The 26,345-nt window shown below is 74.2% G+C and carries 24 protein-coding genes; 11 read left to right on the top strand and 13 right to left on the bottom strand.

All coding sequences use genetic code 11. The features are described 5' to 3' along the window. Positions 1–23 precede the first annotated feature (23 nt). Positions 24–188: a hypothetical protein gene (locus tag ACIOHG_RS07605; protein WP_400946549.1), complete on the top strand. Its 165-nt coding sequence runs from the start codon at positions 24–26 to the stop codon at positions 186–188. A 278-nt stretch (positions 189–466) separates the two neighbouring features. Here the strand turns inward: ACIOHG_RS07605 and ACIOHG_RS07610 are convergent, their stop codons facing one another. Next, a complete protein-coding gene (locus tag ACIOHG_RS07610) occupies positions 467–1,099 on the bottom strand; it encodes an FMN-dependent NADH-azoreductase (protein WP_400946551.1) in 633 nt (210 codons plus the stop codon). A 171-nt stretch (positions 1,100–1,270) separates the two neighbouring features. On the opposite strand from ACIOHG_RS07610, the gene ACIOHG_RS07615 reads away from it, so the two are divergent. Then, positions 1,271–1,948: a TetR/AcrR family transcriptional regulator gene (locus ACIOHG_RS07615; protein ID WP_400946554.1), complete on the top strand. Its 678-nt coding sequence runs from the start codon at positions 1,271–1,273 to the stop codon at positions 1,946–1,948. A gap of 84 nt (positions 1,949–2,032) precedes the next feature. On the opposite strand, the gene ACIOHG_RS07620 is transcribed toward ACIOHG_RS07615, so the two are convergent. From ACIOHG_RS07620 to ACIOHG_RS07640, 5 genes are all read right to left on the bottom strand, one after another. Beyond that, positions 2,033–2,626 carry a GNAT family N-acetyltransferase gene (locus tag ACIOHG_RS07620; RefSeq protein WP_400946557.1) on the bottom strand — a complete coding sequence of 198 codons (594 nt, stop codon included), beginning with the start codon at positions 2,624–2,626 and terminating at the stop codon, positions 2,033–2,035. A 148-nt stretch (positions 2,627–2,774) separates the two neighbouring features. Further along, the gene (locus ACIOHG_RS07625) at positions 2,775–3,452 is read right to left on the bottom strand and encodes a nitroreductase family protein (protein ID WP_400946560.1); all 678 of its coding nucleotides are present in this window, start codon (positions 3,450–3,452) and stop codon (positions 2,775–2,777) included. A 105-nt stretch (positions 3,453–3,557) separates the two neighbouring features. Then, entirely contained in the window at positions 3,558–4,262 is a 705-nt protein-coding gene (locus ACIOHG_RS07630; RefSeq protein WP_400946563.1) for a hypothetical protein, read from the bottom strand. Beyond that, entirely contained in the window at positions 4,259–4,795 is a 537-nt protein-coding gene (locus ACIOHG_RS07635; protein ID WP_400946713.1) for a SigE family RNA polymerase sigma factor, read from the bottom strand. The genes ACIOHG_RS07630 and ACIOHG_RS07635 overlap by 4 nt, the downstream gene beginning before the upstream one ends. A 250-nt stretch (positions 4,796–5,045) precedes the next feature. Further along, positions 5,046–6,695, bottom strand: coding sequence for an ABC-F family ATP-binding cassette domain-containing protein (locus ACIOHG_RS07640; RefSeq protein ID WP_400946566.1), 1,650 nt, complete (start codon positions 6,693–6,695; stop codon positions 5,046–5,048). Positions 6,696–7,074: 379 nt separating this feature from the next. Between ACIOHG_RS07640 and ACIOHG_RS07645 the strand changes: the two genes are divergently transcribed. Then, a complete protein-coding gene (locus ACIOHG_RS07645; protein ID WP_400946569.1) occupies positions 7,075–8,685 on the top strand; it encodes an ABC-F family ATP-binding cassette domain-containing protein in 1,611 nt (536 codons plus the stop codon). Positions 8,686–8,722: 37 nt separating this feature from the next. Here ACIOHG_RS07645 and ACIOHG_RS07650 read toward each other — a convergent pair whose 3' ends face one another. Next, positions 8,723–10,723, bottom strand: a complete 2,001-nt coding sequence (locus ACIOHG_RS07650; protein WP_400946572.1) for a carbohydrate binding domain-containing protein — start codon at positions 10,721–10,723, stop codon at positions 8,723–8,725. Between the two features lie 179 nt (positions 10,724–10,902). Between ACIOHG_RS07650 and ACIOHG_RS07655 the strand changes: the two genes are divergently transcribed. Both ACIOHG_RS07655 and ACIOHG_RS07660 read left to right on the top strand, forming a co-directional pair. Then, positions 10,903–11,991 carry a substrate-binding domain-containing protein gene (locus tag ACIOHG_RS07655; RefSeq protein ID WP_400946575.1) on the top strand — a complete coding sequence of 363 codons (1,089 nt, stop codon included), beginning with the start codon at positions 10,903–10,905 and terminating at the stop codon, positions 11,989–11,991. A 158-nt stretch (positions 11,992–12,149) separates the two neighbouring features. Further along, on the top strand, positions 12,150–12,851 hold the full coding sequence (locus tag ACIOHG_RS07660; protein ID WP_400946578.1) for a hypothetical protein: 702 nt from the start codon (positions 12,150–12,152) through the stop codon (positions 12,849–12,851). Positions 12,852–12,868: 17 nt separating this feature from the next. Here ACIOHG_RS07660 and ACIOHG_RS07665 read toward each other — a convergent pair whose 3' ends face one another. Together ACIOHG_RS07665 and ACIOHG_RS07670 are read right to left on the bottom strand one after the other, a co-directional pair. Next, entirely contained in the window at positions 12,869–13,594 is a 726-nt protein-coding gene (locus tag ACIOHG_RS07665; protein WP_400946715.1) for a sugar phosphate isomerase/epimerase family protein, read from the bottom strand. Positions 13,595–13,686: 92 nt separating this feature from the next. Continuing rightward, positions 13,687–15,687 (bottom strand): DUF2264 domain-containing protein, encoded by a 2,001-nt coding sequence (locus ACIOHG_RS07670; RefSeq protein WP_400946581.1) that lies wholly within the window; start codon positions 15,685–15,687, stop codon positions 13,687–13,689. Between the two features lie 307 nt (positions 15,688–15,994). Between ACIOHG_RS07670 and ACIOHG_RS07675 the strand changes: the two genes are divergently transcribed. From ACIOHG_RS07675 to aroA, 5 genes are all read left to right on the top strand, one after another. Further along, entirely contained in the window at positions 15,995–17,350 is a 1,356-nt protein-coding gene (locus tag ACIOHG_RS07675) for an ABC transporter substrate-binding protein (protein ID WP_400946583.1), read from the top strand. Beyond that, entirely contained in the window at positions 17,350–18,369 is a 1,020-nt protein-coding gene (locus ACIOHG_RS07680) for a carbohydrate ABC transporter permease (protein ID WP_400946586.1), read from the top strand. The genes ACIOHG_RS07675 and ACIOHG_RS07680 overlap by 1 nt, the downstream gene beginning before the upstream one ends. After that, positions 18,366–19,268, top strand: a complete 903-nt coding sequence (locus ACIOHG_RS07685; RefSeq protein ID WP_400946589.1) for a carbohydrate ABC transporter permease — start codon at positions 18,366–18,368, stop codon at positions 19,266–19,268. Before ACIOHG_RS07680 ends, ACIOHG_RS07685 begins: the two co-directional genes overlap by 4 nt. Before the next feature lie 116 nt (positions 19,269–19,384). Beyond that, the gene (locus ACIOHG_RS07690) at positions 19,385–20,365 is read left to right on the top strand and encodes a hydroxyacid dehydrogenase (RefSeq protein ID WP_400946717.1); all 981 of its coding nucleotides are present in this window, start codon (positions 19,385–19,387) and stop codon (positions 20,363–20,365) included. A 130-nt stretch (positions 20,366–20,495) separates the two neighbouring features. Continuing rightward, on the top strand, positions 20,496–21,728 hold the full coding sequence (gene aroA / locus ACIOHG_RS07695; RefSeq protein WP_400946591.1) for a 3-phosphoshikimate 1-carboxyvinyltransferase: 1,233 nt from the start codon (positions 20,496–20,498) through the stop codon (positions 21,726–21,728). Between the two features lie 33 nt (positions 21,729–21,761). Here the strand turns inward: aroA and ACIOHG_RS07700 are convergent, their stop codons facing one another. Genes ACIOHG_RS07700 through ACIOHG_RS07710 form a run of 3 tightly spaced genes read right to left on the bottom strand, consistent with a single transcriptional unit; the run spans position 21,762 to position 24,929 of the window. Next, positions 21,762–22,613: a carbohydrate ABC transporter permease gene (locus ACIOHG_RS07700; RefSeq protein ID WP_400946719.1), complete on the bottom strand. Its 852-nt coding sequence runs from the start codon at positions 22,611–22,613 to the stop codon at positions 21,762–21,764. After that, positions 22,613–23,587 carry a carbohydrate ABC transporter permease gene (locus ACIOHG_RS07705; protein WP_400946594.1) on the bottom strand — a complete coding sequence of 325 codons (975 nt, stop codon included), beginning with the start codon at positions 23,585–23,587 and terminating at the stop codon, positions 22,613–22,615. Before ACIOHG_RS07705 ends, ACIOHG_RS07700 begins: the two co-directional genes overlap by 1 nt. Before the next feature lie 34 nt (positions 23,588–23,621). After that, positions 23,622–24,929, bottom strand: coding sequence for an extracellular solute-binding protein (locus tag ACIOHG_RS07710; RefSeq protein WP_400946722.1), 1,308 nt, complete (start codon positions 24,927–24,929; stop codon positions 23,622–23,624). Between the two features lie 203 nt (positions 24,930–25,132). Here ACIOHG_RS07710 and ACIOHG_RS07715 point away from each other — a divergent pair, with 203 nt between their 5' ends. Further along, positions 25,133–25,945 (top strand): IclR family transcriptional regulator, encoded by an 813-nt coding sequence (locus ACIOHG_RS07715; protein ID WP_400946596.1) that lies wholly within the window; start codon positions 25,133–25,135, stop codon positions 25,943–25,945. 37 nt (positions 25,946–25,982) lie between these two features. Here ACIOHG_RS07715 and ACIOHG_RS07720 read toward each other — a convergent pair whose 3' ends face one another. Further along, entirely contained in the window at positions 25,983–26,303 is a 321-nt protein-coding gene (locus ACIOHG_RS07720; protein ID WP_400946598.1) for a hypothetical protein, read from the bottom strand. Positions 26,304–26,345 lie beyond the last annotated feature (42 nt).

The raw sequence follows: 26,345 nt of genomic DNA on the forward strand, positions 1-26,345 counted from the left end.
CCGTCAGCAGGGAGTCGGCGCCGGTGGCGGTGCTCCTGCTGGACGTCGAGGCGGACCTGGTGATCGGCGACGGCGGCCGGGTGGTGCGGGCGGAACGCCTTTTTCCGGTGGCCGAGTTGGCCCGCGAACTCGCGTACTGGCTCCGCGTTCCGGACGGCGGGCGGCAGACTTCGCGTTCGACTCGATGACGTACGCCGAGCCCGGGGCGGTGCGCATCGTGAGGTCCGGCGACGGGTGGCGGGTCGGGTCCGTGTTCGCGGCGGGGGCCTGGACCGCGTCGGTGGACGGGGGCGTCTCGCGGCGGACCTCGTCCGGTTCGTGGACGAGGTCCGCCACGGGGTGGCGGTGCTCGGGACCGGGCCCTCCTTCGTCCCCGAACTGCCGGGATCGCCTGCGCCCGGGTCGGCCTGACGCTTTGTCGCGTCGTGGCGGTGCGCGGAGCTGCCGACTCGGGGCCGGTGGTGGGTCAGGCGCCGGCCAGGGTCTTGCCAGCCGTGCGGGCGGCGTCCAGGGCCCGGGTGTGGTGCTCGGCGGCGAGGTCGCGCAGGTGGGCCATGGCCGGGTTGACGGCGGCCAGGGTCAGTTCGCGGCGGACGGTGGTCAGGTCGGCGCCCCAGACGTCGCGCAGGATGCGTTCCACGTAGGGGGTGGAGTGGTCCCAGCCCTCGCGCGGGGTGCCGGGGGCGAAGCCGCCGCCGAAGGAGGTGACCAGCAGGACCGGCTTGTCCTTGAGGAGTTCGGCGGTCGGCCCGGCGCCCGCGACGACCAGGTCCACCCAGGTCTTGAAGTGCTGCGGGACGCCCCAGTTGTAGAGCGGGACGGCGACGATCGCGGCGTCGGCGGCGCGCAGTTCGTCGGCCAGCTCCACACCGACGCCGACGGCGGCCCGCTGCTCGGGGGTGCGCTGCTCCTCGGGCGTGAAGGCGGCGAGCGCGGCGGGCGCCCACAGGTCGCCGGGCAGCGGCGCGCTGCCCAGGTCGCGCCGGGTCACGGTGCCGGCCGGGTGGGCGGCGGCCCACTCGGTCTCGGCGGCGGTGGCCAGCTCGGCGCTGGTGGAGCTGCCGGGCGTGATGCTGGTGTCCAGACGGAACAGGTGCATGACGGATCTCCTCGGATCGCGCCCGGAGGCGGGCATGGCGGGGCGTGGAAGGGCAGGGCAAGGCAGGGCAGGACGGGCCGCAGGACGGCCGGTCGCGATGTAAGCGGACTTTACCCCGCTCTCGCTACAACCGGACTTTACCCCGTTTCTCCCGCCCGGTAAATTGTGGGCATGGACAGCCCCCTGGTCCCCTTCGGCAGACCCCCGGCGGAGCGCGCGGACGCGGCCCGCAACCGCGAGGCGCTGCTCTGCGCCGCCCGCGCGATGATCGCCGAGCACGGCACCGAGAAGGTCACCATGGACGGGCTCGCCGAACGCGCGGGCCTGGGCAAGGGCACCGTCTTCCGTCGCTTCGGCACCCGGGCGGGCATCTTCCGCGCCCTGCTGGACGCCGAGGAGCAGTGCTTCCAGCAGCAGGTGCTGACCGGCCCGCCCCCGCTCGGCCCCGGCGCCGACCCGGTCGACCGGCTGATCGCCTACGGGCGGGCCCGCACCGGTTTCCTGCTGGCCCGCCACGAGATCGCCCGGGCCGCCCTGGAGCGCAAGGGCCCCGTCCCGGCCGCCGGCGGGCCCGCCTTCACCCGCCCGCACGTCCGGATGCTGCTCGGGCAGGCCGACCTCGGCATCGCGGACCTCGACAGCCTCGCCCTCCAGCTCACCAGCGCCCTCGAAGGCCCCCCGCTGCTCTTCCTGGCCGCCGACCCGCCCGCCGACCCGCCCGCCGATCCGCCCGTCGACCGGCCCGCCCCGGACGCCGCTGCCGCCGCCCCCGGGCCCTGTCAGGGCGACCTCGCTGGCCTGCTCGCCGACAGCTGGCAGGCCCTGGTCGAGCGGGTCGCCCGCCGCTGACACGCCGTCAGGTCCGGGGAACGCGGAAGGGGACGGCCGTCCGGCCGTCCCCTTCTCGTGCGCGCGGGCCGCGTCGGCGCCCGGTCAGCGCTTGGTGATCCAGAACATCTTCCGGCCGGTCTCGGCGGGGGCGGTCACGGCCGCCGACTCGATCCGGTCCAGGGTGTAGCCGAGCTTGCGCGGGACGGCGGCGCTGGCCGCGTTGGTCTCGTCGCAGTGGATCTCGACCCGGTCGATGCCCGGCAGCGCGAACCCGGCCTCGGTCAGCGCCCCGGCGGCGGCGGTGGCCAGGCCGCGGCCGGTGTACGCCTGGTGCACCCAGTAGCCGATCTCCACCGCGCCGGGGCCGACCCGGCCGTGCAGGCCGAAGCCGCCGATCACCTTGGCGGGCTCGTCGTCCAGGCCCAGCAGGTACAGGAAGTCCAGGCCCTCGTCCCAGGCGGCTTCGCCGCGCACCGACATCTGCTCGCTCTCCGCCATGGTCGGCGCCTGGGCGGCCCAGAACATCCACGGACGCAGGTGGTCGAGGTTGGCGATCACCGCGGCGTTCAGCTCGGCGGCGTCCGCGAGCCGGCGTCTGCGCAGGTGGGCGCCGTTGCCGAGGGGGAGCAGCTCCGGGGGTCGGCCCGTGCTGATCGGTCGCGGCGCGTTGTCAGGTGCGTCGGTGGAGTGACTCATGGACGGAGTATGGGCCATCCCTCGGTGCGGTCACCAACCGGTTTCCCGCCGCCACTGCGGGTGAGGACGCGCAGGATGCGCCGGGGCGGCGCGCGGGACGGGCCCGCACGCCGCCCCGGCGCTCCGCCGGAAGCCGCCCGACGCTCCGTCAGAGCCGGACCAGCACCTCGTCCAGCGGCTTGCGCACCAGGTCCGGGACCAGCGCGCCGTCCGCCGGGTAGCCGACCGGGATGACGTACGCGGCGCGCTCCTCGGCCGGGCGTTCGCAGACCTCGTTCAGGAAGCGCATCGGGCTCGGGGTGTGCGTCAGCGTGGCCAGGCCCGCCTGGTGCAGCGCGGCCAGCAGGAAGCCGACCGCGATGCCGACGCTCTCCTTGGTGTAGTACGGGCGCGGCGAGTTCGGGCCCTTGTGCACCTCGAAGACCACGATCACGGCGGGCGCGTCCTCCAGGAACGGCTTGCGCCAGTCGGTGCCGATCGGCGCCAGTGCCGCCAGCCACTCCTCGGACGCCCGGTGGCCGTAGAACTCGCGCTCCTCGGCCTCGGCGGCCTCCCGCAGCCGCCGCTTGCGCTCCGGGTCGGTGATCACCACGAACCGCCACGGCTGCACGTGCGCCCCGCTCGGCGCGGTGGCCGCGGTGCGGATCGCCGCCTCCAGCACGCCCTCCGGCAGCGGACGGGTCGAGTAGTCGCGGACGGTGCGGCGCTGCGCCATCACCTCGTGGAAGGCCCGGCAGCGGTCGGCCGCCTCGTGGGCGGGGACGCTCCGGGGGCGGAGCGGCGTCGTCGGGTAGGACGGCGCTTCGGTGGATGCACTGTCAACCATGGCCGACAGCACAGCACATGAGGGGTGGCCGACGGAAGGGACCGAGCAATCGAAGGCGGGAAATGGTCCAGTCCGCGGTCCAGTCCACTCCTGACCGGCCGCCGGTCACTGCTCCAGGGTGTGGCTCGCCAGTACCTTCCCCCCGGCGTCGTACGCGGTGACCCGCACGCCCCCCGGCACCGGCTCCGTGCCCGCCCGCCGGCGGTCGGGCGCCCAGGCCCAGCCGCTGGTCCAGCCCGGGTCGCCGGGCAGCGCGACGGGGGTGGCCCAGTACGCCTTGCCGTCCACCTCCAGCGACATCCGGGCCACCTGCTCGTGGCCGTGGTAGACCAGGCCGTAGAGGCCCTGCCCGGGGTTCGCCGCGTCCCCGGCGTACGTCGCGGTGATGCCGGTGGCACCCGCCGCCCAGGAGTACCCGGCGCAGCCCGGCCGGTTCGAGTAGGCGACCGGGTCGTGCGTGCAGATCCCCTGGCCGTCCAACTGCACCCACCAGCCCGGCCGGCCCAGCGGGTACTGTTGCCCGGCCGGCAGCTCCACGGCCGCCGGGGCCGGTCCGGCCGGGGTCGCCGGCCCGCCCGCGGCCGCCCCGACCTCGGCCGTCCCCGCCGTGCCCGGAGCCCCGGACAGCACCGCGCCGGTGCCCGCCACCAGCGCCAGCGCCGCCGCGACCGCCGCCCCCAGCGCGGCCCGGCGGCCGCGCCGCTGCCGCCGCAGGTGCTCGCGCACCGGCTCGGCCGACCAGGCCCCGACCGCGACCCGCGCGGCCTCCTCGCGCAGCGCCCCGCGCACCAGGTCCTCGGTCCCGTTCATCGCCGTTCCCCCTCCGTGTCGTCGACCGCCGTGCCGGTGGCCGCGGCGTGCGCGGCCAGCGCGGGGTGCACCCGCAGCTTCGCCAGGCCCCGGCTGGCCTGGCTCTTCACGTTCCCCACCGAGCAGCCGAGCACCTCGGCCACCCGGGCCTCGCCCAGGTCCTCCCAGTAGCGCAGCACCACCACCGCCCGCTGCCGGGGCGGCAGTTCGGCCAGCGCCGCGAGCAGCGCCGGGCGCTCCTCCAGGCCCCGGTGCCCGCCGCCGGCGTCCGCCCGGTCGGGGAGCACCGGCACCAGCAGTTGCCGCACCCGGCGCCGCCGGTGCCGGCTCAGGTTGTTGTTCACCAGGGCCCGGCGCACGTAGGCGTCCGGTTCGTCCAGCCGGCTGATCCGGGACCAGTTCCGGAACACCTTGGCGAAGGTCGCCTGCACCACGTCCTCGGCCTCGTGGTGGTCGCCGGTGAGCAGGTAGGCGGTGCGCACCAGCCGCTGCCAGCGGGTGGCCGCGAACTCCTCGAAGTCCGCCGCCCGCAGGTCGGCGTCCCCCGCGGGGGCCCGGGCCGTGACCGGCCCGGTGACGTCCTCCACCGGGACGTCGAACACGCTCGTCGTCATCCGCTCCCTCTCCGCTTCCGCGCGGCGGCCCCGTCCGGACCGCCGCTCCGCCCTGCTCACCCCGGCCCGGCCGGAAAGGTTGCACGGGCCCGGAACGCGTCCCCCGGAAATGCCGGAGCCGGACCGCGCGGGGCTTCCACGTGGTCCGGCTCCGGGACGGCAGCGCTGCCTACAGGGCCTCGGAGACCCGCCCGTCCGCGACCACCAGGCGGCGGTTGACCTGCACGGTGTCCAGCATCCGGCGGTCGTGGGTGACCAGCAGCAGGGTGCCGGTGTAGGAGGCGAGCGCCTGCTCCAACTGCTCGATCGCGGGCAGGTCGAGGTGGTTGGTCGGCTCGTCCAGCACCAGCAGGTTCACCCCGCGGGCCTGCAGCAGAGCCAGCGCCGCCCTGGTCCGCTCGCCCGGGGAGAGCGTCGCGGCGGGCCGCAGCACGTGCACCGACTTGAGGCCGAACTTGGCCAGCAGGGTGCGGACGTCCTCCGGGTTCAGGTCCGGCACGGCCGCCGAGAACGCCGCCAGCAGCGGCTGCTCCGCGTCCCCGCCGAACAGGTGCCCGCGGGCCTGCTCGACCTCGCCGATCTGCACGCCCGAGCCTAGCGCGGCGGAGCCCGAGTCCAGTTCGAGGCGGCCCAGCAGCGCCGCCAGCAGCGTCGACTTGCCCGCGCCGTTCGCGCCGGTGATCGCCACCCGGTCCGCCCAGTCGATCTGCAGGTCGACCGGGCCGAACGCGAAGTCGCCGCGCCGGACGGCGGCCTGACGGAGCGTCGCCACCACCGAGCCGGAGCGCGGCGCGGCGGCGATCTCCATCCGCAGCTCCCACTCCTTGCGGGGCTCCTCCACCACGTCGAGGCGCTCGATCATCCGCTGGGTCTGCCGGGCCTTCGCGGCCTGCTTCTCGGTGGACTCGGCGCGCTGCGCCCGGGCCTTCTTGTCGTTGTCGCCGCCCTTGCGCCGGGCGTTGCGGACGCCGTGCTCCATCCAGTTCCGCTGCATCTGGGCGCGGGCCTCCAGGCCCGCCTTGGTGTCCGCGAACTCCTCGTACTGCTCGCGGGCGTGCCGGCGGGAGATCGCCCGCTCCTCCAGGTACGCCTCGTAGCCGCCGCCGTACAGGTTCACCTGCTGCTGGTGCAGGTCCAGCTCCAGCACCTTGGTCACGGTGCGGGCCAGGAACTCGCGGTCGTGGCTGATCAGCACGGTGCCCGCGCGCAGGCCCTTCACGAACGCCTCCAGGCGCTCCAGGCCGTCCAGGTCGAGGTCGTTGGTGGGCTCGTCCAGCAGGAACACGTCGTAGCGGGACAGCAGCAGCGAGGCCAGGCCCGCGCGGGCCGCCTGGCCGCCGGACAGCGCCGTCATCGGCAGGTCCAGCGACACCTTCAGGCCGAGCTGGTCGGCGACCTCCTCGGCCCGCTCCTCCAAGTCCGCGCCGCCCAGCTCCAGCCAGCGGTCCAGGCTCTCGGCGTAGGCGTCGTCCGCGCCGGGGCGGCCCTCCACCAGGCCCTCGGTGGCCTCGTCCAGTGCGGCCTGCGCCGCCGCCACGCCCGTGCGCCGGGCCAGGAAGTCGCGCACCGACTCGCCCTCCCGGCGCTCCGGCTCCTGCGGCAGGTGGCCGACGTTCGCGGTCGGCGGGCTCAGCTTCAGGCTGCCGCCCTCGGGGGCGTCCAGCCCGGCCAGCAGGCGCAGCAGCGTGGACTTCCCCGCGCCGTTCACCCCGACCAGACCGATCACGTCCCCGGGGGCGACGACCAGGTCCAGCCCGGCGAACAGCGTGCGCTCACCGTGACCGGCGGCGAGGTCCTTGACGACGAGAGTGGCAGTCATGATGCGTCGATTCTAGGCGGCACCGCAGGCCGCCCCGGACGGGCGGTGCGGGGCCGCCGGGGGGACGCGACCGGAGTCGGGACTTAATTCCGTTGCGGGGGGCGCGGCGGGTTCCGTAGTGTTCAGGGCGTCACAACCCCGCACGTCTGGAGAAGGCCGTTGCTCGTCTGAGGTCATGAGACACCGCGCCACGCCGCACCTGTGTTGTTCCCGGGTGTTCGAGCGTGTACTGGGCGCGAGTGCGACCTCGGCAGGGCAGCGATCCACGGCTCCCGTGCGGGTTTTGTGTTCTCCCGCGACGGCCCGCCCCGCTCCCGCGTCCCCGGTGTCTCCCCGTGTTGCTCCCCCTTCCCCGCGCGGCAACCTCCAGGAGGCCCCCATGGCGCAACCGACCACGTCCATCCTCTGTACCGACCTCGGCTTCGAGTGGCCCGACGGCCGCCCCGTGCTGAGCGGCTTCCACCTCGCGGTCGGCCCCGGCCGCACGGGCCTGGTCGGCCTCAACGGCGCGGGCAAGTCCACGCTGCTGCGGCTGATCGCGGGCGAGCTCACCCCGGCCTCCGGCACCGTCCGGATCGCGGGCGAACTCGGCTACCTGCCACAGGACCTGACGTCCGCGGCGGACCGCCGGGTCGACGAGACGCTCGGCATCCGCGCGCAGCGCGAGGCCCTGCACGCCATCGAGTCGGGAGACGTCGACGAGCGGCACTTCACGGTCGTCGGCGACGACTGGGACGTCGAGGAGCGCGCCCGCGCCACCCTCGACCGCCTCGGCCTCGGCGAGCTGGAGTTCGAGCGCACCACCGGCGAACTCTCCGGTGGCCAGGCCGTCCTGCTGCACCTGGCGGCCCTGCTGCTCCGCCGGCCGGACGTGCTGCTGCTCGACGAGCCGACCAACAACCTGGACGCCCGGGCCAGGGCGCGGCTGTACGACGCCGTGTCCGCCTTCCCCGGCGTGCTGCTGCTGGTCAGCCACGACCGCGAACTGCTCGACCGGGTCGACCAGATCGCCGACCTGCGGGACGGCGGAGTCACCTGGTACGGCGGCAACTTCACCGCCTACCAGGAGACGCTGGCGAACGAGCAGGAGACCGCCGAACGCCTGGTCCGCACCGCCGAGGCCGACGTCAAGCGCCAGAAGCGGGACTTGATCGAGGCCAGCCAGAAGCTGGACAAGTCCGCCTCGTACGGCAAGGCCCGCTCGATCCGGCGCAACGACCCCAAGGCCCTGGCGGACAAGCTCCAGGCCAAGGGCGAGGAGACGGCCGGCCGGCTCAGGGGCATGCACACCGAACGGCTCAACGACGCCAAGGAGCGGCTGGCCGCCGCCGAGGAGGCGGTCCGGGACGACGCGGAGATCCGGATCGACCTGCCCCGCACCGCCGTCCCCGCCGGGCGCACCGTCCTGGTGCTGGACAAGGTCCGCCCCGCCTTCGGCGGCCTGGTCGACCTGGAGCTGCGCGGCCCCGAGCGGATCGCGCTGATCGGCCGCAACGGCTCCGGCAAGACCACGCTGCTGCGCACGATCGCGGGCGAACTCCCGCCGGCGGCGGGCGAGGTGGCCACACCGGTGCCGCTGCGGTACCTGCCGCAGCGCCTCGACGTGCTGGACGACGGCCTCAGCGTGTTCCGCAACGTCAAGGAGCACGCCCCGGCCGCCGGCGACAACGAGGTCCGGGCCCGGCTGGCCCGGTTCCTGTTCCGGGGCGCCCGGGCCGACCAGCGGGCCGGCACGCTCTCCGGCGGCGAGCGCTTCCGGGCCACCCTGGCGGCCCTGCTGCTGGCCGACCCGCCGCCGCAGCTGCTGCTGCTCGACGAGCCGACCAACAACCTGGACCTGGCCAGCGTCCGCCAGCTCACCCAGGCCCTCGCGGGCTACCGGGGCGCGCTGGTGGTGGCCAGCCACGACTACCCGTTCCTGCGGGAGATCGGCATCACCCGCTGGATGGAGTGGGACGGGGGTGAGCTCCACGCGGTGGACCCGCAGTGAGCCAGCCCCCGCCCCGGCCGGGCGAGGTGACGGCGGCTCAGACCTTCGTCACCGTCACGTCGTCGCACCAGCCGTAGCCGCTGCCGCTGCGCGCGTAGCAGTAGACGCGCGCACTGGTGGCGGTCGGCCCGGTGGTGAACACCGTCGAGCCCTGGCTGTACCCGGTGGCGGTGAAGGCGGCCCGGGTGCTGGAGCCCGCGCTGTCGTACTGCTTGACGCCCAGCGACAGTTCGGTGCCCGCGGCGGAGACCTTGCCCCAGCCGCTCAGCCGGTAGGTGGTGCCCGGCTGCAGGGTGATCACCTGCTCGGCGGCGGCCTGCGCCGGGCCGACCCGCACCGCGTACGTCCCGCCGTGGGCGTTCGCGGCGTCCAGTTGCACGCCGCCGTAGTACGTCCACGGGGCGAGCGCGCCGCTCTCGAAGCCGCCGTTGGCGAGCAGGGCGGGGGCGGCGCAGGCACTGTCGTCGAAGGCGGACGCCTGCTGGAAGCCGAGGTCGGGGCGGCAGGTCTGCGGCACGGGCGCGCCGAAGAAGTCCCGCCCGCCGTTGGCGGGCACGGTCGCGCCCGCGCCCCGGGCCGGGGAGCCGGCGCCGAGCCCGTAGTCGGCGGGGGCGGTGCCGCCGGGGTTGACCAGCTGCGGGTCGGCCGTCACCTTGCGGGCGTCGGCCGGCTCGTTCGCCGGGTGGTTGCCCCAGAAGGCGTTGGCGTCCCAGCTGAAGTCGCCGGGCTTGTAGACGCTGGAGCCGAAGCCGGTGTAGCCGCCGCTGCCCAGGTTGTAGAACAGGTTGCCGCTCAGCGCGGTGGTCGAGGTGCCCGAGCCCTGCTGGACGATCGGGGTGGTCGAACCGGCGGGCAGGTACACGGTGTTGTTGTACATCCGGGCGTTCTTCTCGCCGACGGCGAACAGCCAGCGGCTCTGGTCGGCCCGGCTCAGGTTGTAGCGCACCACGGTGCCGGTCGACGAGGAGCCGGCCCCGCAGGCGCCGCAGAACAGCATGAAGCCGCCCTGGTTGTCGTGGCTGTGGTTGTACTGGAACAGCGCCCCGGTGTTGCCGTAGTCCGAGTCGAAGGCCATCCCGTCGTTGTTGTCGGGCAGCCGGCGGACGTGGTGCACCTCGTTGTACTGGACCGTGGTGAAGTCCGAGTTGATGGTCCAGATCCCGGCGTTGGAGCCCATCGGGCGCATCGCCAGGTCGAAGGCGGTGTTGTGCTCGACCAGCGCGTGGTCGGCGGCCCGCACCACGATGCCGTCGCCGCCGGTGTCCTGGATGGTGTTGCCGCGGAACACCAGCCGGGTGCTGGCCCGCCAGTTGCTGGTGGTGCCGCAGCCGTCGCCGGTGCCGTAGGTCGGCCGGCACATCCAGGTCGAACGGTTCGTCAGGCCCTCCCGGTCGACGTGCGCGATCTGCGAGTTCTGCACCACCGCGTCGTCGAAGTTGGTCGGCGTGGTGCTGCCCGAGACCCGGAACTGGATGCCGTTGGACCACTTGGTGGCGTCGCCGTTGACGTCGTGCACGTACACGTCGTCGACCAGGTAGTGGGTGCCGACGCCGTCCGGCAGGTCGGCGATCTCCACCAGCAGGCCGTTGCGCTCCCGCTTGGTGGCGGCGGTGTCGGTGTAGGTGATCTCCAGGTCGCGGATCTCCCACTGCTCGACGTTGTAGAGGTGGACGGCGGCGTTGCTGCTGCTCGCCGGGTCGCCGGCCACCACGGGGCGGGCGGTGCCGGTACCGTAGCCCGCCAGGGTGATCGGCGCGCCGGCCGTGCCGGAGCCCTGCGGCTGCAGGGTGCCGGTGCAGGTCGCGCCGCGCTTGAGCAGCAGCTGGTCGCCGGGCTGGAAGACGTGCGCGTTGGCGGAGCCGAGGCTGTTCCAGGGCGCGGCCTGGCTGCCGGAGCCGTCGGCCGCGGCCGAGCAGTCCAGGTACCAGGAGGTGCCGCCGGCCGCCGCCGCCGTGGCGGCGGGCAGCGCGGGGGAGAGGAGGGCGGCGGCCAGTGCGACAGCGGGCACGGCACGCCGGAGGGCGTGGGACAGGAGCATGGTGGGGACTCCCGAGAATGAGGGGTGGGATGGGCGCCCGCCCCGCACCGTAGGTTGACCATGTGATCGAGTCAATACATTCAGACCTTTCGATCGAATGGCGATCGAATGATACAAATTGATCGAGCAGTGCCAGTGCGGCCCGACCGGGGCCGCAGCCCGAACCAGGAGGGGACGCCATGACCGTCTCGGCAGCGGAACGCCGGACGCGGATTCTGCAGGTCGTGCGCGACCTCGGCACCGTCAAGGTGGTCGACCTGGCCACCCGCCTCGGCATCCCCGCGGTCACCGTCCGCCGGGACGTCGCCGCCCTCGCCGACGCCGGCGAACTCGCCCGCTCGCACGGCTCGGTGGCCCTCCCCGACACCGGCCCGCAGGCCCGCCCCGGCCGCCCCGACCAGGTCGTCGGCATGCTCGTCCCCACCGTCGGCTCCTACTTCGACGAGGTGATCGCCGGCGCCCGCGCCGCCGCCGCCACCGCCGGGGCCCGCCTGGTCCTCGGCATCGCCGCCTACGAGGCCCGCGACGACCGCGCCCAGGTCGACCGGCTGCTCGAATCCGGCGTCGACGGCCTGCTGCTCACCCCCAACTGGCAGCCCGGCGACCCCCCGCCCCGCCCCGGCGACCAGCACTGGCTGGCCGAACTCCCGGTCCCCGCCGTCCTGGTGGAGCGCAAGGCCGCCCCCGGCAGCCCCGCCGCCGAACTCGACGCCGTCGGCTCCGACCACCGCCACGGCGTCCTGCTCGCGCTGCGCCACCTCGCCGCCCTCGGCCACCGCACCGTCCTGCTCGCCGCCCGCGCCGACACCTGGACGGCCCACCAGGTCCGCACCGGCTACACCGAGGGCGCCCCGCTGCTCGGCCTCGGCACCCGCCCCGTCATCGACATGCACCGCCCCGGCGCCCCGATCGCCGTCCCCGACCCCGCATGGGTCGCCCAGCAGATCGCCGAAGCCGCCGCCGACGGCGTCCGCGCCGTCCTGGTCCACAACGACCAGGACGCCATCCAACTCCCGCCGCTGCTGCGCAACCGCGGCCTGCGCGTCCCCGAGGACGTCGCCCTGATCTCCTACGACGACGTGTTCGCCGCCCTCGCCGCGCCCCCGCTCACCGCCGTCTCCCCGCCCAAGAAGGCCGTCGGCGAAGCCGCCCTCGACCTGCTGCTCCGCCGCCTCGACGGCCCGCCCGGCCTGCCCGCCTCGCACCTCGAACTGCTCCCCGCCCTCAAGGTCCGGACGTCCTGCGGGGGTGACGGCGCCGCCGTTTGACCAGGTGCTACGGGTGCGCCCTGCTTGAATGCCCGCATGACCGCCGCACCCGCCCGCAGCGCCACCGCCGCCGCCTCCGAACCCGAACTCCGCACCCCCCGCCGGGTCCTGATCCGCCCGCAGGCGCTCCGCCCCGCGCCCGAAGGCGGGTGACCGCGATGACCCCCGACGGTTCCGGCGGCCCCGACCGCACCGACCGCACCGACCGCATCGACCGCACCGACTGGGCCGGGCTCTGCTCCGGCCCCGGCCACCACCCCGGCGGCGGCGCCGACGTCCCCGCCGCGCTCGCCGCCCTCGCGGCCGCCGCCGACCGGCGCGCCGCCCGGCACGCCGTCGGGCGGCTGTCCGACCTGCTGCACCACGCGGACGGCTCCCACGGCTACCTGCTGCCCGCCGCCCCCGCCGTCCCGCACCTGGTCCGGCTGGCCGGCCGGGGCCCCGTCGCGGCCCGGGAGTCGGCGCTCTCCCTGCTGGTGGCGCTGGCCGGCGGCGGCCCGGCCGCCGCCGAGGACTGCCCCGGGGCGGCCGGCCTCGACCGGCGCGTCGACGCGGCGCTGTGGCAGGGCGAGGACGCCTTCCACCGGCTGCTGGCCGACCCCGAACCGGCCGTCCGCGCCCCGGCGTTCGTGCTGCTCACCGTGCTGGAGCACAGTGCCCTGCTGCCGCTGGCGGGCGACGCCCGGATCGCCGCCCAACTCGACCCGCGGCTCACCTCGGCCCGCTACCGCCGCGCCGTCGAGCACCTGCACGCCCACGACTGGGACCGCCGCGTCCGCACCCTGCTCGGCCTCGCCAAGGTGGACCCGCTGTTCGGCGCGGGCATTGAGTACTTCGGCGTGGAGTACGGGCTGGAGTAGGGGGCGCCGAGCGCCGCTCAGCGCACCCCGAGACCCCGCAGGAACCGTGCGCCGGACGGGAGTTGCGGGGCGAGCGGGGCGGCCGACGGGTGCCACGGGGTCTCGTACTCCCAGGACACCCAGGTCCCGGGGCCGAGCGGGGCGAGGCAGTCGGCCAGCGGGAGCACGCCCGCGCCGAGCGCCAGCGGCGTCAGGTCGGCGGCCGAGGCGACGTCCTTGACCTGCACGTAGCCGAGGCGCGGCGCGAGCCACCGGTACGACTCGGCCGGGGACTCGCCCGCCAGCCAGGTGTGCAGCACGTCCCACAGCGCCCCCACCGGGGCGTCCGGCACCCCGTCGAGCAGCCCGGCCAGCGCGGCCCCCGAACGGTGCGAGTCGTGCGTCTCGACCAGCACCCGCACCCCGAGCGCGCCCGCCGCCTCCGCCACCCCGAGCAGCCGCCGGGCCGCCCGCGCGCCCCCCGCCGCCTCGGCCTCGGCGCGCGGGAAGACCCGGACGTACGGCGCCCCCAGGTCGGCGGCCAGGTGCAGTTGGGCGAGCAGCTCGGCCGTCACCGCCGCGTCCGGCCCCCGCTCGGCGATCCCGACGTACGAGGCCACGGCCAGCGGCACCACCCCGGCGCCGGCGAACTCCCTGGCGAGCTTTCGGCGTTCACTCGAGGACAGTCCGGCGTGCACGGGCTCGGACGGCGCCGCCCGCAGTTCCAGCCCCTGCCAGCCGCCCTCGGCGGCGAGCGCGAGCACGGCGGGGAGCGGGAGGCCGGGGAGGCCGAGGGTGGAGAAGGCGAGGGGCAAGGGGGATCCTGGGGCTCGGGGCGGCAGGGGATGACGGTGCGTCAGATTCCAAGGCCGGCACGGGTGGTGGTGCCGTCCGGCCAGGTGAGGGAGAGCTCCCAGCCGGTGCGGGTCGGGGCGGTGGTGAGGGCGAGGGCGGTCAGCGGGGGGAGCGGCCCGGGGGCGGCGGTGAGCCGGGCGGCCGAGACGAACAGCGTGGTGCCGAGCGGGCCGGTGCCGCCGTCCAGGACGGGGACGGCCGCGTGCGGGCCGAACGCGGTGCCCTCGGGGGCGTCGACCGTTCCGGCGGCGCGCCAGCCGTGCAGCCCGAGGAGTTCGCCGCTCAGCGGGCCGTCCCCGTCCCGGGCGGCACCCGTGACCCGGGCGTGCAGCCCGTCGACGGCGGCGACGGGCCGGGCCCCGGCCACCGCCCACCCGCTCTCCCGCACGGCGGTGCCGGGCGCCGCCCCGCCGACCAGGTGCGCCCGCACCTCGTCGCTCCCGTACGCGAGCGTCAACGAGACCACCACCACCCCGTCCACCGGCTCCCCGCCGTGCCGGGGCCGGTGCCAGGACGCCGCCCACCCGGGCCCGTCCCCGGACGACACCACCCGCACCCGGGGCCCGTCCCCGGTGTCCGTGCTCGCCCCCGGCCCGGCCGGGCCCGCGCCGAGCGGGGTGAGGGGGCCGCGGTCGGTGGGGGCGGCGTCGACCAGCAGGGCGAAGTGGTTGTCGGGCAGGGGGCCGGTGGGGGCGGTGCGGGTGGAGTGGGCGAGGCGGGCGTAGAGCGGGTTGTCGGGGACGGGAGCGTCGGCGGGCTGGTCGTCGCTGCCGTGGTTGTGCAGGCGGACCAGGCCGTCGGCGGCGGTGGACTGGATCAGCCAGCCGGGGGCGGGCAGCGGGGTGGCGGCGTCGGCGGTCTCGGCGGGGGAGGGGGTTTCGGTGGCGGTCCAGACGGGGTGCTCGGGCGGGAGGAGCAGGCCGAGGAAGCCCTTGGACGCCCAGTAGGGGGAGGCGGGGCCGGAGTAGGGCTGGACGATCGGCGGGTAGGGGCCGTGCCAGCCGAGGGTGAGCAGGCCGCGGGCGTCGAGGGCGCCGCGGTCGAGGAAGTGGCGCAGCGCCCCGGAGGCGAGCCGGCGGGTGGTGCCGGGGGCGAGGGGGGTGCGGTCGAGCAGGGCGCCGGCCCACAGCGGGGCGGCGGCGGCGAACCGGTAGCTGAGCGAGCGGCCCTGGTGGACGGGCGCCCCGTCGCGGTCGAAGAGGCGGGCGTAGCCGGTGAGGTGGGCGTGCAGGCGGTCGCCGTGGCGGGCGGCCAGGGCGGGGTCGCCGGAGAGGTGGGCGTGCAGGGCGGGGTAGAGGTGCAGGGCCCAGCCGTTGTAGTGGTCGATGGCGCGGGGGCGGCCGTCGGTGTACCAGCCGTCGCCGAGGTACCAGTCGTCGAGCCGGCGCAGGCCGCGGTCGACGGCGGCCCGCGCGGCGTCGGTCTCGATGCCGACCTCGGCGAGGAAGCCGCCGACGGTGAGCGGGAAGAGCCACCAGTTGTTGTCGACGGGCTGCCGGTGCAGGGCCTGGGCGAGCCAGGCGCCGGCGCGTTCCTGGACGCCGGGGTCGAGGCGGTCCCAGAGGTGGCGGCGGGTCAGGCGCAGGCCGAGGGCGACCGAGGCGGCCTCGACCATGGCCTGGCCCCGGTCGGTGATCGCGCCCCAGGAGACAGTGTCGCCGTCGGCGAGGTCGCGTTCGGCGGTGGGGCGGCGGGTGCCGGCGGCCAGGCCGGCGGCGTAGCGCTCCAGCAGGCCGTCCGGGTCGGCGCCGTCCGCGCCGGCCACCCGGAGGGCGGCGAGCAGGAAGGTGCGGGCGTAGCCCTCCAGGCCGTCGGAGCGGCGGCCGGACCAGCTGGGGCGCTCGCCGGGCAGGTCGATCAGGGCGTGCTCCGGCCCGGCGTACGGGCGGACGGCGGCCAGCAGGCGGTCGGCGGCGGCCTCCCAGTGCGCCCTGGTCCAGCCGGTGTACGGGCTGAGCTCGCGGTCCTCCGGCGGGAACGGGAGCGGGACGGGGTTCGGCATGGCGGCCTCGGTTCCTGGGGCGCGGGGGCTGTCCGGCCGACCCTAGGAAGTGCTGATCACCCCGTCAAGGAGCGTCGATCGAATGATCGCCTTGATCCGATTGTGACCTCCGGAAAATCCCGGAAAACTCAAGGTGAAAGCCGATTCTCCGGCAAGCCGTGATTGATCAGATCGGATCATTTGATCCGCATGCCTTGACGTCCGATCGGAGGCCGTCCCAAGATAGCGGTCAACCCCGCCCGACCTGCTCAAATCGGGTGATCGGGTACCTACCCGGCGTTTCAAGGACCCCCACAGGAGCCGTGCCATGCCCTCTCCCGCTCTCCACCGCCGCAGAGCCCTCCGTCTCGCCGCCGCCGCGACCGCCGCCGTCCTGGGCGTCACCCTGCTCTCCGCCTGCAGCAGTGACGGCGACAAGGCGGCCCAGGGCGCCGACGCGGGCAGCGACGGCAAGCCGGTCTCGATCACCTTCTGGGGCTGGGCCAAGGGCACCAAGGACGTCGTGCAGGCCTTCAACGCCTCGCACCCGAACGTGCAGGTCACCTTCGAGGAGATCCCGTCCGGCAACGCCGGCGGCTACGCCAAGATCTCCAACGCGGTGAAGGCCGGCAACGCCCCCGACGTGTTCAACGTCGAGTACCCGCAGCTGCCGGACTTCGTCAGCCAGGGCGCCGTGCAGGACATCAGCAAGCTGGTGTCCGCCGACCTCAAGGGCAAGTACCTGCCGCAGTCGATGGAGCTGACCACGCTGGGCGGCGCCACCTGGGCGCTGCCGCTGGACGCCTCCCCGCAGGCGCTGTACTACCGCAAGGACCTGTTCGAGAAGGCCGGCGTCGCCGTCCCGAAGACCTGGGACGAGTTCAAGGCCGCCGCGCAGCAGCTGAAGGCCGCCGACGCCAACACCCGGATCGCCACCTTCTTCCCGGACGACCCGAGCACCTTCGCGGCGATGGCCTGGCAGGGCGGCGCGCAGTGGTTCGGCACCAGCGGCGACAGCTGGAAGGTGAACCTGGCGGGCGCGGAGACCAAGAAGGTCGCCGACTACTGGCAGGGCCTGATCGCCGACGACCTGGTCCGGGTCCAGCCCTCGTTCAGCCAGCAGTGGACGGCCTCGCTGCAGAAGGGCGAGACCGCCGCGTACCTGGGCGCCGCGTGGGGCGGCGGCGTGCTCAAGTCCACCCTCGGCACCGACCCGGCCGCCAACGGCAAGTGGGCGGTCGCCCCGATGCCGAGCTGGGACGGGCAGCCCGCCTCCGGCATGCTCGGCGGCACCACCTTCGCCGTCTCCAAGGACAGCAAGAAGGCCAAGGCCGCGGTCGAGTTCGCCACCTGGGCGACCACCACCCCCGAGGGCATCCAGGCCCGGATCGCCTCCGGCTCCTCCTCCACCTACCCGGCCGACCCGGCGCTGGTGCCGGTCGCCAAGGCCGCCTTCAAGACCGACTTCTACGGCGGCCAGGACATCTACGCGATCTACCAGGACGCCGCGAAGTCGATCAAGCCGAACTGGACCTGGGGCCCGACCACGGGCGCCACCAACGGCGCGATGAAGGACGCCTTCGGCAAGCTCGGCCAGGGCGGCACCGTGCCGTCCGCCGTCGACGCCGCCCAGCAGGCCACCCTCGCCGAGCTGAAGAACCGCGGTCTGAAGGCGGCCGGCTGATGTCCGGCACCACCCCCGTCCCGGGCGGCAGTACCCCCGCCGCCCGGGGCACCTCCGCCGCCGCCGCCCGGGGCGCCGCCGCCCCGGGCACCCGGAAGCGCCGGGCGCCGATCGGCGCCCCGGCCGTCCTGCTCGCCCCGTTCCTGCTGCTGTTCACCGCGTGCACGCTGATCCCGATCGGCTACGCGGTGTACCTCAGCCTCTACACCGAGCACCGCTCCGGCCTCGGCTTCGGCGGCGGCACCACCCAGGTGTTCACCGGGATCGGCAACTACACCCGGGCGCTCGGCGACGCCGCGTTCCGCGACGGCTTCTGGAACACCGCCCAGTACTGCCTGCTGTACATCCCGCTGATGCTGGGCCTGTCGCTGGCCGTCGCGCTGCTACTGGACTCCGCGCTGGCCCGTGCCAAGCGCTTCTTCCAACTCGCGCTGTTCCTGCCGCACGCCGTCCCCGGCATCATCGCCGCCCTGGTGTGGACCTACCTCTACACGCCCGGCATCAGCCCCGTCGTCGACGCGCTGCACTCGGCCGGCGCCCAGGTCGACGTGCTCGGCCACCCGCTGCCCGCGATCGTCAACATCGCGCTCTGGGAGTGGACCGGCTACAACATGGTGATCTTCTACGCCGCGCTGCAGGCCATCCCGCGCGAGGTGCTGGAGGCCGCCGTGGTCGACGGCGCCGGACCGCTGCGCACCGCCTTCGCCGTCAAGATCCCACTGATCCGGGCCTCCGTGGTGATGGTCGGCCTGTTCACCGTGATCGGCTCGCTGCAGCTGTTCACCGAGCCGATGATCCTGCACGACGTCGCCCCCGGCGTGGGCTCCACCTGGACCCCCAACATGTACGCCTACTCCGCCGCGTTCGAACGCAACGACTACGGCCTGGCCGCCGCCGCCTCGGTGCTGCTCGCCCTGGCCGCCGCCCTGCTGTCCTTCGCGGTCACCCGGCTCACCCGCGGCCGGGACGAGCAGCGCGCCCGCAAGCGCAACCGGAACGCGACGGAGACCGCCCGATGAGCAGCACCCTCACCCCCGTCCGCCCCGCCCCGGCCGGCCCGGCTACGTCCCGCCCGCCGCGCCGCCCCTGGACGATGTCGCGGACCGCCGTCAACGGCGCCCTCGTCCTCGCCACCCTCTACACCCTGCTGCCGCTCGGCTGGCTGCTCAGCGCCTCCGCCAAGAACACCGCCGACCTGATCGGCGGCCGCACCCTCGGCGCCGGCAACTTCCACCTCGGCCGGAACCTCCAGGACCTGGCCGCCGCCGGCGACGGCATCTACTTCCGCTGGTACCTCAACTCCCTGCTGTACGCCGGGATCGGGGCCCTGCTGTGCGCGCTGATCTGCGTCTGCGCCGGGTACGCGTTCCACGTCTACTCCTTCGCCGGCAAGGAGAAGCTGTTCGGCCTGGTGCTGCTCGGCGTGCTGGTGCCGACCACCGCGCTCGCCCTGCCGATGTACCTGCTCGCCTCCCAGCTGCACCTCGTCAACACCTACTGGGCGGTGCTGCTGCCCTCGCTGGTCAACCCGTTCGGGGTGTACCTGGCCCGGGTGTTCTGCGCCGGCTACATCCCCGGCGAGGTGCTGGAGGCCGCCCGGATGGACGGTGCGGGCGAGCTGCGGATCTTCCGGTCGATCGGCCTGAAGATGGTCATGCCCGGCTTCGTCACCGTCTTCCTGTTCCAGTTCACCGCGATCTGGAACAACTTCTTCCTGCCGCTGGTGATGCTCTCCGACAACCGGCTCTTCCCGGTCAGCCTCGGCCTGTACTCCTGGAACGCGCAGACCCACGCCTTCCCCGAGTACTACCCACTGGTGGTCACCGGCTCGCTGCTCGCCGTGCTGCCCCTGGTGCTCGCCTTCGTCGGGCTCCAGCGCCACTGGAAGGCCGGACTCACCGCCGGCAGCGTCAAGTAACCCCTTCCGTCCTCCACCCGCGCCCGATGGGGAGCCCCGCCATGCCCAACTCCGCGCCCGCCGAGGCCGCGCCCGGCCCCGTCGCCACCCGGACCCGCCCGCGCGCCCTGCTCGCCATGCACCGCGACCTCGCCGCCCGGCTGATCTCCCCCGAGGTGATGGCCCGGCTGGTCGAACTCGCCGACATCGACCCCGAGCTGGTCGTCGACGACTTCACCACCCCGGAGGGCGCGGCCGCCCTCGCCGAGGCCGAGGTGATCGTCAGCAGCTGGGGCTGCCCGCCGCTCACCCCCGCCGTGCTGGACGCCGCGCCCCGGCTGCGGGCCGTCCTGCACGCGGCCGGCTCGGTCAAGCACCACGTCACCGACGCCTGCTGGGACCGCGGCCTCGGCATCACCTCCGCCGCCTGGGCCAACGCCCTCCCGGTCGCCGAATTCACCGTTGCCGCCGTGCTGTTCGCCAACAAGCGGGTGCTGCGGCTGGCCGCCGACTACCGCGGCCGCCGCGCCCCGCACGACTGGCAGGCCGCCTACGCCGGGGCCGGCAACTACCGGCGCACCGTCGGCCTCGTCGGCGCCTCCCGGATCGGCCGCCGGGTGCTGGAGCTGCTGGCCCCCTACGACTTCGAACTCCTGCTGCACGACCCCTACCTGACGCCGGATCAGGCTGCCGCGCTGGGCGCCGAATCGGTGACGATGGACGAACTGTGCTCCCGCTCCGAGGTGTTGAGCGTGCACGCGCCCGAACTCCCGGAGACCAGGCATCTGCTGGACGCCCGCCGGATCGCCCTGATGCCGGACGGCGCCACCCTGATCAACACCTCCCGCGGCTCGCTGATCGACCAGGACGCGCTCACCGCCGAACTGCTGACCGGCCGGATCGACGCCGTCCTCGACGTCACCGTCCCCGAGACGCTGCCGGTCGACTCCCCGCTCTACGACCTCCCCAACGTGCTGCTCACCCCGCACGTGGCCGGCTCGCTCGGCGGCGAACTGCCCCGGATGGCCGCCGCGGCCGTGGACGAACTCGCCCGCTACGCCGCCGGGTTGCCGTTCGCGCACCCGGTGACGCGCGAGGAGATCGAGCGCACCGCCTGAGCACCCGCCCCGCGCGCCGCCCGGCCACGGGACCGGAGTGTCCGGCAGGCGAGACGAGTCGTCTCGGGGGCGGGCCGGGCAGGCAGGATCGGGGGAGTCCTGTCGTCGTGCCCCGCTGGAGCGCTGCCCCGTGTCCCTGGTCGAGATCCCCGGTTCGAAGTCGGTCACCGCGCGTGCGCTCTTCCTCGCGGCGGCGGCGGACGGGGTCACCACGCTGTCACGACCGCTGGTGTCGGACGACACCGAGGGCTTCGCCGAGGGCCTGCGCACGCTCGGGTACGACGTGCTGCGGGAGCCCGCCGCGTGGCGGATCACCGGCCGACCGCAGGGCCCGGGCGCGGACGGCGCCGAGGTGTTCTGCCGGGACGGGGCCACCACGGCCCGGTTCCTGCCCGCACTGGTCGCGGCCGGGCGCGGCACCTTCCACTTCGACGCCTCCGCGCAGATGCGCCGCCGCCCGCTGGCACCGCTCACCGGCGCGCTGCGCGACCTGGGTGTCGAGGTGACGCACCACGAGCGGGAGGGCCACCACCCGCTGAGCGTCCGCACCGGCGGCGTCGAGGGCGGCGAGGTGGTGCTGGACGCCGGACTGTCCTCGCAGTACCTGACGGCGCTGCTGCTGCTCGGCCCGCTCACCCGCACCGGCCTGCGGATCCGGGTCACCGACTTGGTCTCCGCCCCGTACGTGGAGATCACGCTGGCGATGATGCGCAGCTTCGGCGTCGAGGTGCGGCGCACCGGCGACGTCTTCGAGGTGCCGGCGGGCGGCTACACGGCCACCGCGTACCCGGTCGAGCCGGACGCCTCCACGGCCTCGTACTTCTTCGCGGCCGCCGCGCTGACCGGCCGCACGGTGACGGTGCCCGGGCTGGGCCGGGGCGCGCTCCAGGGCGACCTGCGCTTCGTCGAGGTGCTGGAGCGGCTCGGCGCCGAGGTGCAGATCGGGGCGGACGCCACCACCGTCACCGGCCGGGAGCTGCGCGGCGGCACCGTCCACATGCGGGACATCTCCGACACCATGCCGACGCTGGCCGCGATCGCGCCGTTCGCCGCCGCGCCGATCCGGATCGAGGACGTCTACAACACCCGGGTCAAGGAGTGCGACCGGCTGGAGGCGTGCGCGCAGAACCTGCGCCGCCAGGGCGTGGACGTCGCCACCGGCCGGGACTGGATCGAGATCCGCCCCGGCACGCCGAAGGCCGTCGAGATCGAGACCCACGGCGACCACCGGATCGTGATGTCCTTCGCCGTGGCGGGCCTGCGCACCCCCGGCACCACCTTCGACGACCCGGGGTGCGTGCGGAAGACCTTCCCCGGCTTCCACCAGGCGTTCGCCGCCTGGGCGCGGCAGCACGAAGGCTGAACACCTGGGCAGCGCAACGTGGTTGACGGACCGTCAGTCCTTCACTGCGCCGCCCAGGCCGGACACCATGTGGCGCTGGACCAGCACGAAGAAGACCAGCACCGGGACGGTCATCAGGGTGGAGGCGGCCATGATGCCGCCCCAATCGTTCTCGTCCGGCTTGAAGAAGACCAGCAGCGCCGCCGGGAGCGTCTGGTGGTCGGTGTCCAGGATCAGCGTCTTGGCGAAGACGAAGTCGTTCCACGCCGTGATGAAGGAGAACACGCTGGTCGCCGCCAGGCCCGGGGCGACCAGCGGGAACAGGATCCGCCACAGGATGGTGAACCGGCTCGCCCCGTCGATCCGGGCGGCCTCCTCCAGCGACTCCGGGACGGCCGCGACGAAGCCGCGCAGCATCCACACCGCGAACGGCAGCGAGAACGCCAGGTTCACCAGCATCAGCGAGCCCAGCGAGGACAGGCCGAAGGCGGGCGCGACCGTGCCCACGTCGCGGACCAGGAAGAACAGCGGGATGGTCAGCGCCTCGACCGGCACCATCTGCGCCACCAGGAACATGATCAGGATCGTGGTCCGGAACCGGAACCTGAACCGGGACAGCGCCACCGCCGCCAGGAACGCCACCGCGGCGGACAGCACCACCACGACCACCGCCACCAGCAGGCTGTTCACGAAGTACCGCCCGAACCCGGACACCCCCAGGGCGCTCCGGAAGTTCTCCAGCGTCGGCGCGAACGTCCACGGCCGCGGGTGCGCCGAGGTGATCTCGCCCTTCGGCTTCAGCGCCGACAGCACCATCCAGTACAGCGGGAAGACGGTCAGCAGGGCCAGCACCACGGCGACGGCGTTCGCGCCCTGCCGCAGCACCCGGCTGTCGCGCTTGCTGATCAAAGTTCCTCCCCGGAGCGGCGCAGGGTACGGATGTACACGGCGGTGACGGCCAGCAGGATCAGCGTCATCAGGACGCCGATCGCCGCGCCGAGGCTGTAGTTCTCGGCGACGAAGGCCTTCTGGTAGGCGTAGACGTTGAGCACCAGGTTCTGGCCGGCGATGCCGCCGCCCCCGGTCATCACGTAGATCTGGGTGAAGACCTTGAAGTCCCAGATGACCGACTGGATCACGACGATCACCAGCAGCGGGCGGAGCATCGGCAGCATGATCTTCCGGAAGACCGTGGCGGTGCCGGCGCCGTCCAGGCGGGCGGCCTCCAGGACGGAGTCCGGGATGGCCTGGATGCCCGCGTAGAGGGTGATCATCACGAACGGGAAGCTGTGCCAGACCACGACCACGGCGACCATGGCGAAGGCCGACCACTTGTCGTACATCCAGTTGTGGCCCTGGGTGCCGAGCAGTTCGTTGACCAGGCCGGTGTTGGTGTCCAGCAGGAACATCCAGACCGTGGAGCCGGTCATCGCGGGCGCCGCCCAGGCGCCCAGCGCGCCGAACATCAGCATCAGCCGCGGCCCCCGGCCGATCCGGGTCAGCAGGACGGCGCAGACCGCGCCGGTCACCAGGGTGGCGACCACGCAGAACGCGGCGAAGGCCAGGGTCTGGCCGAGCACCGACCAGAACTGCGCGTCGCCCAGCACCTCGGTGTAGTTGGCCAGGCCGAGGAACTCGGTGGGCACGCCGCCGGACGCCTGCGGCTGGCCGAACCGCAGCACCGAGAGCAGGCCCAGCTGGTACAGCGGATAGCCGAACAGCGGGACCAGTACCAGCGCGGCGGGCAGCAGCAGCCACAGCGGGGCGGGGACCCGGGCCAGTGGTCCGGGGCGGCGGCGGCCCTTCGCGGGGGCGCCGCCCGCCGGGCGGACCGGGGAGTCCCCGTGGTCCGCCCGGGCGGTGACGGTCGTGGCAGGCATCGACAACTTCCGCTCTCTTCCGACGGGTTGACGGCTACTTGCCGCTGAAGGCGGCGTTCATCGCGGTGGCCGCCTCCTTGCTCGCGGCGGCGGTGTCGGCCTTGCCGGTGATCACCTTCTGCAGCATGGTCGGCACCACGGCCTGGGCGTCGATCTTGGCCCAGGCGGCGTCCTTCGGCACGAACTTCGTGCCCGCCGCGATGGTGTCGGTGAACGGCTTCAGCCACGGCTGCTTCTGCGTCACCTCGGCCCGCGCCGAGGACAGCGTCGGCAGGTTGCCCATCGCGTCGAACAGCGCCAACTGGTTCTTCTTCGAGGCGAGTTCCTTGATGAAGTCGGCCGCCAGACCGCGGTGCTGGGTGGACTTCATGACCCCCAGGTCGTTGCCGCCGGAGAACGCCGGGGCGATCTGCCCGGCGCTCGCGCCCGGCAGCGGCACGATCGCGTACTTGCCCTTCGCCGCGCCCGCCTCCACCGCGCTGCGCGAGGAGTTCGGCAGGATCGCCATGCCGGCCTTGCCCGCCGCGAACGCCTCGACGGTCTTGCCGCCGGTCAGGTCCGCGCACTGCTGGGCCGGGCAGATCCCGTCCGAGAACAGGTCGGTGTACGCCTTCACCCCGGCCTGCGACGGCGCCGAGTCGATCGCGGAGGTGTACCCGGCGCCGTTCTTCGCCGCCAGGTCGCCGCCGTTCGCCCACACGAACGGCAGCGCGCCGAAGGTGTACTTGCCGCCGACCGCGATGCCCAGCAGGTCGCCGTGCGCCGAACGGACCTTCTCCGCCGCCGACTTGAGCTCCGGGTAGCTGGTCGGCGCGGACAGGCCCAGCTCGGTGAACACGTCGGTGCGGTAGTACAGCGCCCGCACGCCCAGCCACCACGGCAGGCCGTAGGTCTTCCCGTCCACCACCGCGGTGTCCTTCAGGTCCTGCGGCAGGTCCTTGCCGTCCTCCCAGCTCGCCAGGTCGGCGGTGATGTCGGCCAGGCCGCCCGAGGCGGTGTAGCCGAACAGGTCGGTGTTGCCGAACTCCACCACGTCCGGCGCCGAGGACGGGTCGTTGAACGCGCCCTTCATCTTCTCGGCGCGCGGGCCCGCGTCGGTCGGGATGTACGAGACCTGGACGTCCACGCCCGCGTGCTTCGCCTTGAAGTCGGCGACGGCCTGCGCCACCACCTGCTCCTTCGGCGCCCGGTTCGCCTCGTCGTACAGCCACACCTTCACGGTGCCGGTCTGCTTGTCCGCCGAGGCAGTGGTCTTCGCGGTGCCCGGCGCGCAGGCCGTCGCCAGGGTGCCGGCCAGCACGGCAAGAGCGACCAGGGTGACACCACGGGCCGGCTTCTTCATGCTCAACTCATCTCCTCGCCGCAGCGGGACGCACCTGCACGGGCCGGGGCAAACCGGCACATGCAGTGGGGGATCGGTGTGTAGCGGGACGTTAGAAAGCCGCCGGGCACGCCGACAAGAGCAGAAGGTAAAAGTTGTGCAATGCAAAACGATGTGCTGCGGAACTGGCACCGGGCCCCGTCCGCGCCGTAGCGTCACACCCCATGACCAGCACCGCAGCCGACAGCAGGACGCCCGCCGAACGGCCGGAACGCAACCAGTCCGCGTCGCTGCGCCGCGCCCTCGCCGTGCTCGAGCACGTCCGCGACCACGCGGCGGCCGGCACCGACCTCAGCCTCACCGCGCTCGCCGACGGACTGCAGATGTCCAAGTCCACCGTGCTGCGGCTGGCCGCGCCGCTGGTCGACGCCCAACTCCTCGCCCGCGACCGCGACACCGGCCACTACCGGCTCGGCCCCGGCGCGCTCCGCCTCGGCCAGGCCTACCTCGCCACCCTCGACCTGCGCACCGCCGCCTCCGAGGAGGCCCACCAGCTGATGCGCGAGGTCGGCGGCACCGTCCACCTGTGCGTCCCCGACGCCCCGTACGTGGTCTACGTCGACAAGGTCGAGAACGAGACCGCCGTCCGGATGGCCTCCCGGATCGGCAGCCGCGCCCCGATGTACTGCACCGCCGTCGGCAAGGCCATGCTCGCCTGGCTCCCCGAGGACGCCTTCGCCACCGTCGTCGCCGACGGCCTCCCCGCGATCACCGCCCGCACCCTCACCTCGGCCGCCGCGCTGCGCACCGAACTCACCCGCATCCGCAGCCGCGGCTACGCCGTCGACGACCGCGAGAACGAACCCGAGGTCCGCTGCATCGCCGCCCCCGTCTTCGACCACAACAACACCGTGATCGGCGCCATCTCCACCTCCGCCCTCACCTCCCGGATCACCGCCGCCCGGGTCCGCGAACTCGGCCCCGTCGTCGCCGCCACCGCCGCCCGCGTCTCCCGCACCATGGGCTCCACCCGCTGACGGCGCCCTACACGGCGACGAGCCGGAGGCCGGGGCGCTACCGGGCTGCAGGCCCTCGGAACCGAGCATCGGAGTGCGCCCGTGGCTCGGCACGGGTGGGCCGATCGCTCTCTCCGGCGAGCACCTGGCGGGCCCGGTCCTGCTCGGCGGCGGAGACCGGTCCGTTGCGGCGTTCGTAGTCGGCCAGGTACTCGTCCAGGATCCGGCCGCGCAGCTCGCGTTCGACGGCGGCGGCGATGAAGGCGGAGAACCCGCGCTTCCCGACCCGAGCCCGGACGGCGGCCGCCGTGCCCTCTGGCAGCGAGAGGCCGACCTTGACGATCGGTCCGTCGCCGATGCCGTGGGCGTGCTCCGTCATGGAGCGAGATTACCGAAGCAGTGGGAAACGGGAGGCGCCCCG

Source organism: Kitasatospora sp. NPDC088134 (genome assembly GCF_044741705.1).
Taxonomy (GTDB): Bacteria; Actinomycetota; Actinomycetes; order Streptomycetales; family Streptomycetaceae; genus Kitasatospora.